Genomic DNA, 16,024 nt, shown 5'->3' on the forward strand with positions numbered 1-16,024 from the left:
ATTTTGCTATTTAGTTGTTCTAAATGAGAAATTTTTAACGAAGCTAATATGCTATTTCACCCTTCAAATTGATTAGAGAATTAATTCAATTGGTATTAACCTACACTAAGCTTGATACCAATGCATCAATAGTCTTATTCAACCTAGGTATAAGTACTCTTGACGCATTGGCTTATCATATTGAGCTCTGTTGCTCTTTCAAGCTTTTTGCACCAGTTTACTTAGCTGTTGCGCCTCGTTAATCTATATCAGCATGACGGTAACATATTGAAAATAAAGAGTTCACCTTGTCGCTCTTTGCTGCTCAACCTTTGCATCTAGCCTACTCGCAGCAAGTCAAGCACCGAGACTAGGACATTCCAAGAACAAAAACCAAACAACACCGAACGACAAGTACTGAAGCCTACTCTGTCACTTTGTCGGCTACGAGTAAAATTTGTCTCTCATAGTCTTCCAAGCCAAAGGTAGACGCTAAACTTCCACCATTTAAGTCCATATACATTACCCCAGCTTCAGACGCTAAGGGCGTAGCTGACCAAACGTATGCATACCCGCCTTCTGCTTCAGCGATAGCAAAAATATTAGGAAAAACCGTTTGGTTTACCGCAGGGTTAACACAGGCAACTTCACGGATTGAGTTAAGCTCCTTGATATTAGGCAAACGCCAATTCTTAATACCCGCGTATTGATAAATTGCATGACCTGGAGAAGTCCGGATCTTTTCTGCTGTTTTAAGGGCATCTTGCCAGTACATAGCGGTTGGCATTCCATCACAACTTGAAGTTTGTGCATTAAAAGTTTGCCCAATACTACAGCGCATCCAAGTAAGCTGTGTTGCTCTATCAGTTACTGTACCATCTTTATTATCGATAAAACCTACGCTAGGTGAAGAGCGCTCGATATTTTGTGAACACGCTTGCTCAATAGCCTGTACAGTAAAGCACATTGATAAAGACAAAGTGACTAATAAATATCTCATTTTTCTGCTCCTAAAGTTACAAGCCTCACAGGTAATACACTTGGATATTCACATTCTTGTGCACTATCACAGTATTCATAAGAAGTCGTTGCACCAATATAATCACCGTTAAACCCAAGCGCCCACATGTGGGGGGCATAGTACATAGAAGTGTGCCATTCTATCGATGGCGTTGCTGTCCATATGTCTCCGGCATGTGTTTCTGGGAAGTAATTAACGTCTACTCCAAGTAAAACATCGCCGTCATTCTTATCTGTGCTCGCAAAGTGCACTAAGCTATACAGCTCGTTGAATTTAGGTAACTTCCAGCCAGAGTGTCCACACAACCCGACACCGTTGTTTAGATTGTTTATGTAACTTTCATATTGCGATACTGTGCATACACCTTCTGCATTATCACAACTGGCTTCAGCCACTTCAGCAGGAAAAATCGATTCGCGGTCGCTAGGTTTAAATGCAAATAACGTGTCTTTGTGGCGAATACCTGCGTTTGCATCTTTTACTTCCCAAATTAGCCCTGTTTGTAAGTCTTTTACACAGCTCCATTGTTCAGCATCAGCTGCAAGCATTTCACCTGTACTACTGAGTTTTACATAACTGAAACCCGCAGCACCATCCGCATCATTATTTTGTGTAAGATCAAGGCCATAATCTGCGTCTTGACCTGGAAAGTCCGCAACAGAAGCGGTATTGTAAAAGCCATCTAGGTTAGCGAATGCAGTGACCCCAGTGTCAGTCATAGGGAACCCTACGGACCAGTTTAATGCATTCGCAACAAAACTATCTAGCTGATTAAAATGACTATTGTTTTTTATCGCGGTAATAATATCTGCAAGTTGAATCGCAAAGCCCGCAAGAATAGCCCCCTTATTTTCACTTTGCTGTTGCGCAGCCTGCCACAATTTTACAAATTCAGTATTGAAGTTTGCTAAGTCTGCGCTTTGCGCTGTCAATAAAGTATCCGCTGACAAAGACAGTGATAAGCCATCGTTAAGTGTAGAAACAACAGCCTCAATTGCTCGCTCTCTACTTATGCCTTGTATCATATTCGCGTAAACCAGAGTCGTTGCAGGTGTCATTACGATACTAGCGTCATTCGCAACTGCAGCTGGCGCACTGAGTATCATCACATTGCCTTCTGTCACAATGTAGCTCTGGTTAAGAATTGCAACATCTTCACTTGTTAATGTTGCGGTTCCATCTGTAATTGAAGTTTGCACCTCGACACTGTCACACACTAAGTTTTCGTTGCTATCTGCGCATAAAGTACCGGTTACTGCGTTATCAACGCTGATCGAAACCGAATAACTAATTGGGTCTACCGTTGTCTCATTTTCAGTATTTGTTTTAGTGTCACCACTCCCCCCACCGCAGGCACTGAGACCTACAACCGAAAGCGCAAGCGCAAGCGGTTTCAATTTAAATGTCATGTTTACTCCTAGTGTGTATTTTGAGTCGCCTAAGCCCAATTAAAATTAAACCAATATTTAGCCAATACAGGCTGCCACTCGTGTTGTCATTTATTTTTTCTAGATGATTATCTTGGTCATCTGTATGTTCTTTATCGTCGGATGCAGAATGACAGTGATAATCGGTAACTTGTGAAAGCTGCCAAGCTTTAAGCGTAGGCGTATTAATTAGTTCGGAGAAATCAGGCTTGTGGTCTACAACCTGAAGCTGCCACTGGCCGTTGAATGACTGGCCTTCAAGTGGCGAGAAATCTACGTTTGCAACATCAGAAGGCAGACTAAATTCAAATTTTGAATGTGGGTAGTAGCTTTGATCCCAAATGACTACGGCAACACCCGCAGGGCTAATTAACTTTATACTTACTTGACTCAAGTCATTGTGTTCAAGCTGTAATTCAAATTTAAGGTCATCGCTAACCTGCAGAGATTGCTGCTCTACATCAAGGTAAAAGTTGGTGATCCCCTTACTGTGCACAACTCCACTAGGTTCTCCGGTTGCGTCTTTAAGTATGCCTCCCTCACCTTTTACAACAAATAGATTTGGCTGGCCTAAGGTAACTTCTAGTTGCTGTAGGCTTTGATTCAATACTGGGATCCCTGTCGAATACTTCTCCAATACCGGAACAAAAGCACTCATCCCACAACTCAATTCAAACGCATCATCGAAGGTGATGGAAAAAGTGTGTGTTATCGAATCTCCAGCCTTAATATCGCCAACCTGTTGAGTTGCGATTTTTATTGTTGAGTCCTCAGTTGACGCGAACTGGACATCTTTAAGCGAGTAAGGGCTGATATTTTTGATATTCACGACCACAGAGGGATCTGAGGTGAGAGTATCAATGACCTTGGCTTGTTCAATTACCAATAATTTTGGCAACAAGTTATGATGACTAAAATGCCGTTGTAAAATGTCGGCATAGTGTTCATTGGGGTACAGGCGCTTTGCCATGTCGAGTGTAGACAGCGCTAAATTGGGCATAGTGATCCCCGCCCCTAGGCCAAACATAGCTTCAATAACAATCTTCTCCATGTCATTCATGCCTTTCACACCATAATGCGCTTCAGCTTCTTTGAAGGATTGAAATAATGGTGTGGACCAAAGCTGATCACCTAGGGAACCTGCAACATGAATATGGGCTGGGTAGTGATAATTTGGATTATATCTAGCTTTACTATCATTTAACGTTCTTGGTCTACGTTGTCCAAAACGAGCATCCCAGTTAAACATAACATCCGGCTCAAACTCGTAGCCTTGCGGATCTCGGTAACTATGACTTGCGGCGAGAAAATCGGCATACCCTTCCCCAATTGCACCGCTATCCGCACCGTCGTCATAGGGATTGATGAAGTTAGTAACACTGTGTCCATATTCATGCCATATTACATCAGCATCCTGCGCGTCAGCATGCCCCCCAACTCCTAATAGAATCCGTTTTTGGTGAAATGAATATGCCGACTGGTCATTATAAGAACCTTGTGCATCAATGGTGATCGGCGCATAGTGGATCAACTTATCGCCAGTAAAACCCAATTCCTGCAAATGACGCTGAGCAGAATCGACGTGAAAATAGGCCATTTGTTGTAAAAAGCTGGCAGAGCTATGATGATTTTTTGCTACACCAGCTACAGGTAACATTTCCACAACTTCATGTGGTTCTGCAAAGTCAGTTACTCGAGCATAAGGCCCCGTCAGTGCTAGCTGGTTGCCAATTAGCGTTAAATCTTTAAGCTCAACAAGTCTAAATGCTGCATCTGCAAATTCAGTCTGCGGTGTAAACTGTTGCTCAATGTCTTCACTCATTAAGCTCGTTTTTGGGTCTGGATCAAATAACCATGACTGCTTGATTCGACCTGAGTATTCAGGCTCAACTTCACTTTGGTAGGCAGGAATAGCGCCGCGTTGACCAAGGATTTTAGTGGCATCAGCATCAATAAAATAATGCTGAGTAACGACTTCACCTTGCAAGGTTTCACTTACTAATACGTTCCAAACAAATCTTAAACCTTGCTGCTCAAGCCACCACCCTCGCTTAATTTCTTCTATCGAAAAATGGTCAACTTGTTTATCAATTAATGCACCAACCTGCTCAATAGAAGGAGCAACAGAGACCGTGCCTTCATCCACGTTTAACGTCGAAAAACGAGAAACATACAATCGAAATGCTAGTCCTTGTTGATCCGTTGCAACACTATCCACGATATTAAATATTGGCAAAGCGTCATAAGTAGGCATAAAGCTATAATAATTACCAAACTGACCTTTACGACGGTAAGAAAACTGATATTTTCTTGCTAACTTGGTTTCAAGTAACTGCTCAGCTTGTTGTGAGTTAATAGCACGACCAGTAACAAACTGAAGCTCTGCCGCGGTCGCACCTAGGTGCCACAGTAGCAATAGTAATAATGGTTTTTTCAAGACGGTCACCCTTTAAAATTTATACTGGATAGATGCTCTAAAGTTTCTACCTGGTTGTGAATAGTCGAAGTCGGAATTGGATTGACCAGCAACATCTTGATATCGGGTATATTGCTTATCTAGCACATTGTTTATCGCGGTATTGAATTTCCAATTTTTTGATAGTGTGTAACTTACGGATAAGTCTAGGCTGTGCCAACTTCCTGTTGACTGACAAGGTATTTCTACATTTAAAAATGGGTCTTGGCACGTAGGTAAGTCAGTCATCTGGCTTTGTCCATACCATTGCAGGTTGATTACAAAGTCACTGAACTCATAATTGGCATAAAATGTATATTCGAGCGGAATAAGATTTCTTAGGTATTCTTGCTTGTCTTTATTCTTTCCGTTCATCCAGCCAATATTTGCGCCAAACATTAGTGACTCTAATTGATAAGTTACCTCTGCCTCTGCACCGAACGTATACGCTTCATCGATATTGACAAACTGGCGCTCCATTACTCCATCGTTTAATCTTAAACGGATGTTCACCCAATCGATAAAATCGTCGTAGCGGGTGTAATAAATACTGCTGGCAAAATGCAATTTATCAATTGTTTGCGAAAACCCTAGTTCCAAGCTATCACTGGTTTCTGCTCTCAACTGAGTATTGGCAACAATTTCAAACGGAGGAAAGGCAAATAGATGAGGAATATTGCCATATACTTTATCGTATGGTGCAGCTCGGTAGCCCTGTGCATATGCTCCGTAAGCATTAAAACCATAACTATTTTCATATCTGATTTGTGCGCTAGCTGTGACTTCATTTGAGCTCGTGTCTTCGTCACCTTCAGCAGATAATGCATTATGGTCGTAACGCAAACCAATTAACGCCCTAAAATTACTATTAATCTGCCAATCGTCACCAACATAAGCACCGAGTATCACTGTTTTTGCTGCATTAAACGGTGCGTCAATCGTCACTTTCCGCGTACCATTCTCAATCACGGTATCGACTTTAGGACGCTCATGCTCAACCTGTTCTGCACTAATGCCATACATCAGTTCATGATTGCCAAAAGACTTAGCAAAATCTAATACGCCACCAAAACTGGTCTGAGAAAAACGGTCTTCCGAAAGCAGCTGCCTATATCGAGTCTGAACTTCAAAAAATTGACGGCTGATTAGTTGCTCAGTATCGTTTTCGTGCTGTGTTTTGCGCCAGAACATTTGTCCAAGCGCATCATCAAAGATGAGAGATGAATTCACAGATTGCCATTTAACGCTGTGGCTATGAGTTTGTTGGAGTTCACGTTGTTTTTGAGATTCAACTTGCCACGCACCGTCATGTTGGGGCACGGTTTCCGGTTTAATTTTGTTTTCTGTCTGCTGTGTCAACCAGCTAAAATCATATGTAAAAAGGCCCAAACCTGATTCGTACTGACTACTAAATTTTGCGCTTTGACCTTTAACGTCTAGCGGAGCGCGTGACTCGGGAAAGTTTTGCTGCTCTTCAGCACGCCAGTCACTGACTTTTAGTAAAACAGGTAACCCAAGAAATCCAGTTGCACCAGTGAGTGTGTTTTTAACCTCCGAGTTGGTACCGTTGTACAAGCTCTTAATTGCTAAATAGTTATCTTCACTTCCTAGATAATCACTTGCTTGTTTGGTATTCACTTTAACCACACCAGCTAGTGCACCAGCCCCAAAAAATGTTGAGGCTGGCCCCTTTGCCACTTCAATAGATTTGACGTCTTCCAAATCAAAATTAAATCGCCCAACCAGATCGTTGATGTCACTTGCGCCATAACCATCCGCAGCTCTACTACCATTTTGCAACACCAGTACGCGATTACCTGACATACCGCGAATGGTAATATTTTGAGGACGACCACTATAACCTGTGATCGCCACACCTGGCTCCGTTTTAAACAAATCGCTCAACTGTGTTGCTACAAGCTGCTCAATATCATCATCACTTAGTACAGCCGCACTACCGGAAAGCTCTAACAAAGATTTTTCAGCTTTGTTTGCAACAATTTCTATCACTTCAATGGATTTAGAGTCCGCGTTGGCTGCATAACCGGGGAAGATAATTACTGAAGAAACAAAAGGAACAATAAAGCGAATCATTTTTTACTTACACCCAAAATAACGAGATTGCGAATGATAATGATTTTTATTATTTTATCAACTATAAAATATAACTAATTTTTATAGCTCTAGTAATAAACTTTCGGAATAGAATGTAAGAGCGAGGAAAAGCATTTACAACACATTGTTTTTAATGGAATTTAAAGTTTATTTTGTTTTTACAGTTTTTTACATTCGAAAATAACTCATATTTATTAGCCCACAAGGCCAATCAAAACAGGTAAGTTTATTGCAAATAGGTAAAGTACAGTGAGAACACAACAAGCCTATCTCGACTTGCTGTGTTTCTACTGGTGTTTACAAATATTGCCTTATTTGTAGCGCTATCAAGTGTATGTTTTAGAAGTCAACATAGGTCGAACCAAGGGCTGCAGCATACCCGCAAAGAAAATTCCTACCAGTAGCCACCACAAGGTATAATCAGTTTCAACTTCTTTGCCTTGAGCGACTTGTTCTAACTTTTGACCAGTCACTTGCTCCATATTGGCTTTACTTGCTGTCATATCAACGTTAGGCACAGCTTGCCCAGGCATCAAGGGTACTAAACCAAACCCCGCATTTTGTTGTTCAACATACTCAGTGAACTTTTTATTATCGGTCACTACATCATGTTGATTTGCAATTTCGGTGTAAGTATCTAGCATCTTTTTCAATGTCTCAGGAGAGGCTTTCCAATAGCCTTTTCTAACCGCTTCAAGCATACGCTCAAGGATCTGTGCTAATGCTTCGGCATTATGCTGCTCAAAGAACTCTCGCATCTTCATGTCATACTTATCATCAACATACACGTCAAAGAATTCTTGCCATTGATCGTCCCTGACCGCTTCGGGAGTCATCACTTCCCAACCCCACATGTTGTTCATTCGATCAAGTATTGCCGTTGCCCCAGCATACCCCGCGTCTTGCATTGCCTGTATCCAGCGAGGATGGAAATAGCGACTGCGCATTTCATTGCTCACAAACTGATCTAATGTTTGAGTTTTCTCATGTCCTTTTCGACGTAAGTTCGCTACATACATCTTTGGAGTTTTACCGTCCAGACTGCGAACAGCTAAACCAATTCCACCAAAATATTGAAATGGATCATCATTAGTCATCAAAGCATATAGATTAGTCGAACGAGAAAATACAACGCCATCTGTACCCGATAACACCTTGGCATAGAGTCCTGTTTCTGAAAGATTCTCACTCCAGCGAGATTCATCTTTGCCATAACCGAACCCCATCCGGTCTAAGTAAAGATTCGCAAGCTTACTGTCATCGTCCCACGTATCTGAAGCAAGGCTCATTCCCGCCAAGCCAGTACCGTAAGCACCTGTTTCATTCGAAAAGATCCGTACCGATGAAAGGTAATCAGCATCATCCTCAGATTTTCCTTCCTCTATAAGCTGCTGTTTTAAATTGCTAGCGTGGCGATAAACAAAGTTGTTTTCTTCTTTCATCTTCGCCACTTTATCAATGGCTTCGGCCAACCACAGCATTACGTTAGGAAATGCGTCGCGATAAAGACCTGTTGCCGATATCACCACATCAATTCTCGGACGCCCCAATTCAGAATATGGGATCACTTCCGTACCAACAATATTACCCTGCGGGTTCCATTTAGGCTTTATACCCATCGCGTGTAAAATTTGTGCCTCTAACGCCCCTTGATGGCGCATAGTCTCTAGGGACCAAAGAGAAAATGCGAGCTTTTGAGGATATCGCCCATGTTTTGCCTGATAATCAGCAACAGTTTGCTCTAGCATGTTAACTCCCGCTTCATAGGCTTCTTTTGATGGTACTTTTGCGGGATTAAAACCAAGCAGATTCCGACCTGTGGGCACAGCTGCAGGATTGCGAATAGGATCACCACCGTGACTTACAGGTATGTATTGTCCTGATAATCCATTCAGTAAGCCCTCTAGTTCAGCGATTTGATGGAAGTTATCCCAATAGGTCTTTGCTAAGTCAATTGGTCCTTTAAGGGTGTCAGGTAACTCTAGTTGTTGTTGCCCACCCAACACGCTCTGCAATAACTGAAAACCCTCAAGCGCTTCAAGCTTTACAACGTTACGCTCATCAATTTGTTGCTCTTTTGCGAAAGCTAAACCATGCTCACGTTCATACTCACCCGCAAGGTGAGTAAAGTCGTCCCCAAGCATTTGTAAGATTGTGCTGTATAGATGTGCCTCTTCCGGTAGTTCGCCAAAAATATGGATCCCTAAAGGTTGGCTCATCTGCGCTAAGGTATTAAGATGATCTTGCAACTTACTAATATGTGCATCGAACGCTTGAGATAAAGCCTTTTCGTCAAGTCCTAAGTCTTTCAGCATATTCAACTTAGTTGCGAGGGTAATGATTTCTGCCCGTGTATTCTCACGCGTCAAGCCTTCAGCAAGCATCAGATAATTTGTAATAAGCTCACTAAGTTCAGCAACATCCGTATAAAGCCCTGCTTTGGCAAACCCTGGAGTAAGATGACTTATCATAGTCGCTCGGCCTCGACGCTTAGCTTGCATCGCTTCACCAACATTATCAATAATATATGGATAGAACACCGGAATGTTCCCAATTGCCAAATTCGGCGCGTCATATACAGATAATCCGCGCTCTTTACCACTTAACCACTCTTGTGAGCCGTGCGTGCCTAAGTGAATTACCGCGTCCGCACCAAACGTCTCTCTAGCATACAAATACATTGCCAAATAACCATGGTTAATAACGGACTTTGTGCTGTGATAGGCTGCTGAATGCTCTTTTGCGTTACTGCCGCGAACCCCTTGAGGCAAAATTATCATGTTGCCTAAGTCCATCCGTGGAATAACAAACATAGGTTCACCATTGTGTTCACGCACCATGGTACTTTCGCTTGGCTTGCCAAATTTTTCCACAATTGGCGCTGTAACGTGTTGTGGCAAAGAGTCAAACCAACGCTGATAAGTGGATAAAGGCATATAATCAGCAAGACCAACATCAACCAGTGCTTCAGCATCTTCTCCACGATAATAAGGACGTAAAAGTTTGCCAGCTTGCTCAATAATTTGCTCTGGATGAGCTTGCTTCACATCGTAACCCTTGGCTTTCATTGCATCGGCAATATTCACAATTGAGCTTGGAACATCTAAAAATGCAGCACCTATATTTTTTTCTCCGGGAGGGTAATTCCAGATAAATGTAGCGATTTTTTTCTCACGATTTTTAATATGCGCTAAATTCGCGTGATTAAATGCCCGCTCAACCAGCGCATCAAGCTGCGCCTGCATTACCACCTTCACACCTTTATCATTCGCAGCGATGATGCTCGGATCTACACTCCCTGTATCCTCAGGCATTACTAAGAAAAATGGCGTTAACGAAGGAGAAATGCCAGCATGATCTTGGTTAAAAGCAGCTTCATCACCTTCGGTGTAATTCATTGCATGAATAACTGGCACCCCAATTTGAGCAAACTCAGCACGACGCTTTTCTACGTAGTGAAGTGAGCGGTAATTAATGAGCAAATCAACTCTCGCCCCATTCTCATCCGTTAATAGCTCAGGGTAAGTCAATGACTCGTCATTACCTTCAAAGAAAAAGGCGAGCGCCTTTGCTCCTTTCTTTTGTAATCCATGGATTAAGGTATCCACGATTTGCTGTTGCTCGTAGTCAATTACAGAGCGGTGAATAGCAATCGCGATAACCGGCTGATTGTCTTCAACATCCAACCAGTTAAAGAATTCGCTTTGATTAGCTGTAACGCTAGATTTAAAATCAGGATGATATAGACCTACATTTGGCACTACCTTTACCGGCTCTGGCGCTTCACTCGATAACCCAAATACCTTAGTCGATATGTACAACATCATGTTACGGTAGTTTTGGCTACCTGCATTATTGTAGTATGCGCCCAATGTTGTATGCTGCGACGGGGATAACCCTTGATTCATTTTCATGTTTTCAAGATCCCCTAAAGAGATCACTGGAACCTCTGGATAATCTGTCAAATATGATGTGTAATCTGCAAACATATACTGTGACAGCATAGGATTAATACCATCCAGTAAAATCAACTTAGCACTTTGCCAAGCGGCTCGGATCTCATCTTCTGATTTGCCACGAGTGCTAAAGTTAGTCAGTTTAAAAGGCTGATCTTCGGCCAGCGAGAGCAATAACTCTCCTTTTGATTTAGAAGCATGTCCTGACATCATAATCAACACTTCAGGCTGTTGCTGTGCAAAACTTTGGAAAGAAGACAAAGCTAAAATAAGCAGCGCGAATAGTCGGGTCATCTGTTTGTCTCCTTCGCATTGTTTTCAGTTTTCTTTTCATTCTCTGGAATATAGACAAAACTACCGTCTGCCATTTTATATGCGACCCCGGCTCTCATGCCTTCTCCAGAGCCTATTTCTCCATTAGATTTATATTGCTTAATTTCCTTGCCTTCTTTCACGATCACTTCCATGTTGGGTTCACCGGCGTTTTTTACCACAGTGACATTTTCTGATGTAAATGGACTGAGTGGATTTTGCGCAATAGAAATCAGTAACGCCGCGATAATCACCAAAAAAACATCAACCAAATTTACGGCACTCACAATAGGGTTTAATTCTTCGTCTTCATCTAAAAAGCGCATGGAAATTATTCCCCTCTCAGTTTTCGAATGTTGATCAACTCCTGAGCACACCAACGTTTCTTAACCGAAGCGGGCCAAAAAGTAAGTGTAGAAATAACAAGTCCCCATATTACCGCAGCAAACGCAATAATTAAGTTTTCGCTGATCCCCTGAATGTTACCGTCTGCGAGCGCCTTTAACGCCGGCCCCATTGGGATCATTGTCGCGATAAGACCTAGCATTGGAGCAACCCGCGTAACAATTCGAAGCGTTTCGAGCTGCTTTAATGCAAACACCTCTAACTCATCTTCAGATGCGCTTGGATTCGCAATAAAATAGTTATGAACATGAAAGCCGTTGTGGCTTTGTAACGACTTATTATCTATTCCACGTTGGTATGACAAACGACTTTTCCTACGAATTAAAAATTCGGATACAAAGCGTCCAAGTGCAAAAAATGCGTAAACAAAAAGTACTGATATTACAATAATAACTGGCGTCATTAGCAGCTCAGATACATTGGCCATTAGCATTTCTATTGCTTGTATATTCACAATAATTCCCCTCTATAAATTATCGCGACAATGTACTTGAAAATGTAATAACTTACAACAACACAAATGGAAATTATTATTATTTAGATTGATCTTTTTAATAATAGAGGTATGATCTTCGCAAATTTTAGTAGCAGCTCAGCAATAAAATATTCATAGGAATCTCATCATGCGCTTTGCAAAAACACACTATTTGCGACTACTTATCGCCTCAATTATTGCTTCTGGATCAACGGTTGCGTTAGCCGATAACGCGGTTTCCGCAGATGATTTAGAAGTTATCGTTGTTAGTGGATCTCGTAGTGAGAAGCCACTTAAAGACGTAGCAGCTAGTATCTCCGTAATGTCTAGCCAAGACATCGAAGAACAAGTAATCACCGATGTAAATCAGCTTTTTCAGTATGATCCAAGTATAAAGATTACGGGTCGTATAGGTGGTGCACAAAATATTCAGGTTCGTGCTATGGGCGGCGATAGAGTATTGATCATAAAAGACGGTATGCGCATGAATGAAGGCTATGGCGCGGATGGACTCAACGATATAGTGGGCCGAGGTTTTATTGATACTGATACGATAAAACAAGTTGAAGTTGCGAAAGGAGCCAGCTCATCTCTCTATGGTTCCGATGCGTTGGGGGGTATTGTGGTATTTACCACCAAAGATGCCAGTGATTATCTTAACGACAATGAGCATCTTGGCGCACGTGTAAGGATAGGCTATAGCGACCTCAGTGAACAAACTAATCTAAGTGCAACGCTAGCAGGCCAGCATGGCAATTTTGACCACTTACTGAGCCTAACAGCCAGAGATGGTAAAGAGGAGCAAAATAAGCACAACACCCGCGCTCCCTTTGATATAGACTCTCAAAGCTTACTTTACAAATTAAAATACAACTTCAACGACAAAGATTATGTCAATGTTTCTGCTGATCTGTGGCGCCAAGATGTAAGTGGCGACCTTGCCGATGGTCTATTGGCATATTTCCGTGGTCTAGCTAAATATGGCTACAACATCGCGACGGAAAGTACAGAGACCGAAAAGCACACAGATTCGTTCCGCCTGAGTTATCACAACGATACGGGCAATAGCGTTTGGGACACAGCACAGTTTAATTTGTATTACACAAACAGTGTTCAAGACGATCAAGAGTATGCTTTACTCGATATTAACGCGCCTATGTTTGGTGTTATCGAAAAACGCGACATGTGGAAAACCGGTACTTATGAGCAAACTACGTATGGTTTTATTTCTCACGCGAGTAAAGCACTCGATAAGCAACATACTCTTGGTTACGGTGTTGATATAGAAACCACTGAGAGCCTACGCACAGTACGTGAATACCGAGAAGTGGAAGGCGAAGTCATCAAAGATGACATTACCAATAAATTCCCGAAAAATGATACACTTCGCGCTGGCCTATTCATCAATGACGAAATAAAGCTACTAGATGACAAACTTATAGTTACGCCAGGCCTACGTTTCGATTATTACAGCATGGACCCAAGCGGTACCTTAAAGACCGACGGTACAGAATTTGCGAAAATAGACGATCAACATTTATCGTTTAATTTAGGTGGTTTGTATTATCTAAACAACATGCTTTCTGTTTTTGCTCAGTACGGCCAAGGGTTCAAAGTACCGCCTTATGATCTAGCCTATATTGAACACTACAATCAGGCTTCTGCAGAATATTTATATGAAATCTTACCAGCAGAGGACTTAAGTCCAGAAGAAAGTGACACCTTAGAACTTGGATTACGTGGCCATATTGGTGAATTCACTATTTCAACTGCACTGTTCCACAATAAGTTTGATAACTTCTTGTCCACAGAGCTTATAAGCCGTGAAACCATATTGGATGATGAAGGAAACTTTGCCTATAACCATGACAAATTCCAATACCAGAACATTGATTCAGTTACGATCAAAGGAGCTGAGTTCTCCACCACTTACTATGCTACCGATACATTGTCTGTTTCATTTAGCGCAACATATCAAGATGGTAAAAATGATGAGACAGATGAATATATCAGTTCCATTAATCCGCTGTCAGGGAACCTAGGCTTCAAGTATCAAAATGATATGGTGAGTTCAGATCTTATCCTTAATTTTGCTAAAAAAATGACCAAAGTGAACACAGGTAAATACCAAACTCCTGGATACGGCACGATTGACTGGTTAGCACAAGTTAAATTGGGTGATAATACTGCCGTAAATTTAGCTATCCGTAATCTATTTGATAAAACTTACTACCAACACGGCAATCTTGCAGGCCACGGTATGACAGAAAGCTTAGATGGACTTGAAAGTGCGGGACGAAGCTTTGCAGCCTCTATCCGATATGACTTCTAATACTAATTCGCTTAATTAAGTGAACTATTTTGAGGCGAGAAAACCTTGTCGATAACCCCGGTGAAGGCCAACTTCACCGGTGAACAGCTCTTAGCTTTGCATCTCTACTTGCTTAATTTATCCAAAGTCCGCTATGATTTTTTACGCAGCCAAAAGAGGCTTCCTTCAACGCTTAACCAGGCTTTTTTGCCACCACAATCTATATAACTTAAGACTTCTTCTTTTGAACCCAATGTGTAGCCATATATCTCTTTTTGCTTAGTCTTTTCTTGACCTGTAAGCATCTTGATAAAGTGCTTATTGTACCCTTTGATTGTCGCTTTTAGCTCATTCAAAGCTTTGCTCTCGCCACCCTGCGCAAAATGCATCAGCGCCTCTGCAGATAGCATAAAAATACTCTCTTCTTCATATTCATCAAGGCAAGCTTGTAGTTTATCCCACTGTTTTAAGATGACTAAACCGTTCACATACAGGTATCGACAGGCTTGATTATCGTTTGGATTAAGTCGCAGCAGCACGTCTAGCTCATCAACCGCCTCTTGTACTCTGTCTGCCCAAAAGTAAATCCATGCTTTATGGTAACGAATAAACATATAAGGTCTGGTTTCGTGGATAAGCCAAAAATTGCCTTGATTTTCCTCAATATAATCAGGCGTAATAAAGTCTTGTTCTTCATTAAGGATAAACTGGTCAAGTAAAGGGATTGAATCAATGTGAGTCAATTTGAGTAAGTTCTCAATCAGTGAGTTTCTTATTTCTTCTTGTTCTTCATCAAAATCTTCGTCAAATTCAAATGCTCCGAGCTCGTTGTCTAACTCAGGATCCCAAATTAAAGTATCCCCTAACTCCATAATCGCGCCTGCCAAATAACGCTTTACGTCATGAGCCTCTCGCTCAAAAGGCATCATAGGCTCAGCGTGTGAAAACGCCGCCTTTGCTGCATCTAAGCTTGTAAATCCGGTGAGCTGTTGTTGTAATTCACTTACCGCACCTTTTTGCTCTAGTGACAAGTTCTCAAAAGATACTTTATCCAACGCCTTAAGCAGACCAAGACAAAAGCTCGGTAACGGAGCCCCCTTTGCTAATGATGCAGCAAAGTCTTGCTTAGAGAGCGCACACTCTTTTGGCAACTTATAAGTTTTTCCATCCAAGCTTGAAACACACTGCTCATGCAAATCCATTAAAGCCTCTAACTGAGCACGGTAAATAGCCGTGTAATCACCAAAGAGCTCAGGCAACCACTCGTGTATTTCAGCAATATCATTAATGGCAACTTTGCCTATCAAATAGCCTTCAACAAAATAATAATCCGGTTGATGCTGAGTATCTTGAGAAAAGGCATTAACTGCTTTGCGTAACGCACTTGGAGTCATATTGAATATTCCTTTAACAATTGAATAAGTAGGTAGGAGCCGCTTTACGCGGCGATCTCAACAAAAAACATCGCGAAATAAATCCCCTTCCACCATACTAGATCCCACTGGTAAAAACCACTTCACGTAGGAGCCGCTTCATGCGGCGATCTCTACATAAAACATCGCGGAATA

At 41.7% G+C, this 16,024-nt stretch carries 9 protein-coding genes; 1 reads left to right on the plus strand and 8 read right to left on the minus strand.

Annotation, left to right across the window (positions count from 1 at the left end):
- Positions 1 to 403: 403 nt before the first annotated feature.
- The 7 genes from MHN32_RS20665 to MHN32_RS20695 form a co-directional block, all read right to left on the minus strand.
- A complete protein-coding gene (locus MHN32_RS20665; protein WP_239422670.1) occupies positions 404 to 979 on the minus strand; it encodes a DUF1566 domain-containing protein in 576 nt (191 codons plus the stop codon).
- Positions 976 to 2,409 carry a DUF1566 domain-containing protein gene (locus MHN32_RS20670; RefSeq protein ID WP_239422671.1) on the minus strand — a complete coding sequence of 478 codons (1,434 nt, stop codon included), beginning with the start codon at positions 2,407 to 2,409 and terminating at the stop codon, positions 976 to 978. Before MHN32_RS20670 ends, MHN32_RS20665 begins: the two co-directional genes overlap by 4 nt.
- Positions 2,399 to 4,864 carry a proprotein convertase P-domain-containing protein gene (locus MHN32_RS20675; RefSeq protein ID WP_239422672.1) on the minus strand — a complete coding sequence of 822 codons (2,466 nt, stop codon included), beginning with the start codon at positions 4,862 to 4,864 and terminating at the stop codon, positions 2,399 to 2,401. The genes MHN32_RS20670 and MHN32_RS20675 overlap by 11 nt, the downstream gene beginning before the upstream one ends.
- Before the next feature lie 12 nt (positions 4,865 to 4,876).
- Complete coding sequence (locus MHN32_RS20680) at positions 4,877 to 6,976, minus strand: TonB-dependent receptor (protein WP_239422673.1); 2,100 nt, start codon at positions 6,974 to 6,976, stop codon at positions 4,877 to 4,879.
- 347 nt (positions 6,977 to 7,323) lie between these two features.
- Positions 7,324 to 11,247, minus strand: coding sequence for a cobaltochelatase subunit CobN (cobN, locus tag MHN32_RS20685; protein WP_239422674.1), 3,924 nt, complete (start codon positions 11,245 to 11,247; stop codon positions 7,324 to 7,326).
- Entirely contained in the window at positions 11,244 to 11,591 is a 348-nt protein-coding gene (locus tag MHN32_RS20690) for a DUF2149 domain-containing protein (protein ID WP_010607457.1), read from the minus strand. Before MHN32_RS20690 ends, cobN begins: the two co-directional genes overlap by 4 nt.
- A gap of 5 nt (positions 11,592 to 11,596) precedes the next feature.
- Entirely contained in the window at positions 11,597 to 12,124 is a 528-nt protein-coding gene (locus MHN32_RS20695) for a MotA/TolQ/ExbB proton channel family protein (protein WP_010607456.1), read from the minus strand.
- Between the two features lie 169 nt (positions 12,125 to 12,293).
- Between MHN32_RS20695 and MHN32_RS20700 the strand changes: the two genes are divergently transcribed.
- The gene (locus MHN32_RS20700) at positions 12,294 to 14,477 is read left to right on the plus strand and encodes a TonB-dependent hemoglobin/transferrin/lactoferrin family receptor (protein WP_239422675.1); all 2,184 of its coding nucleotides are present in this window, start codon (positions 12,294 to 12,296) and stop codon (positions 14,475 to 14,477) included.
- A gap of 131 nt (positions 14,478 to 14,608) precedes the next feature.
- Here MHN32_RS20700 and MHN32_RS20705 read toward each other — a convergent pair whose 3' ends face one another.
- Positions 14,609 to 15,850 (minus strand): UPF0149 family protein, encoded by a 1,242-nt coding sequence (locus MHN32_RS20705; protein WP_239422676.1) that lies wholly within the window; start codon positions 15,848 to 15,850, stop codon positions 14,609 to 14,611.
- Positions 15,851 to 16,024: the final 174 nt, after the last annotated feature.

Source organism: Pseudoalteromonas sp. Of11M-6, assembly GCF_022347905.1.
Classification (GTDB): domain Bacteria; phylum Pseudomonadota; class Gammaproteobacteria; order Enterobacterales; family Alteromonadaceae; genus Pseudoalteromonas.

What these genes read in the sequence shown, in the direction of transcription:
- MHN32_RS20665 (WP_239422670.1), bottom strand. Translation starts at nt 979, where the DNA reads ATGAGATATTTATTAGTCACTTTGTCTTTATCAATGTGCTTTACTGTA.
- MHN32_RS20670 (WP_239422671.1), bottom strand. Translation starts at nt 2,409, where the DNA reads ATGACATTTAAATTGAAACCGCTTGCGCTTGCGCTTTCGGTTGTAGGT.
- MHN32_RS20680 (WP_239422673.1), bottom strand. Translation starts at nt 6,976, where the DNA reads ATGATTCGCTTTATTGTTCCTTTTGTTTCTTCAGTAATTATCTTCCCC.
- cobN (WP_239422674.1), bottom strand. Translation starts at nt 11,247, where the DNA reads ATGACCCGACTATTCGCGCTGCTTATTTTAGCTTTGTCTTCTTTCCAA.
- MHN32_RS20690 (WP_010607457.1), bottom strand. Translation starts at nt 11,591, where the DNA reads ATGCGCTTTTTAGATGAAGACGAAGAATTAAACCCTATTGTGAGTGCC.
- MHN32_RS20700 (WP_239422675.1), top strand. Translation starts at nt 12,294, where the DNA reads ATGCGCTTTGCAAAAACACACTATTTGCGACTACTTATCGCCTCAATT.
- MHN32_RS20705 (WP_239422676.1), bottom strand. Translation starts at nt 15,850, where the DNA reads ATGACTCCAAGTGCGTTACGCAAAGCAGTTAATGCCTTTTCTCAAGAT.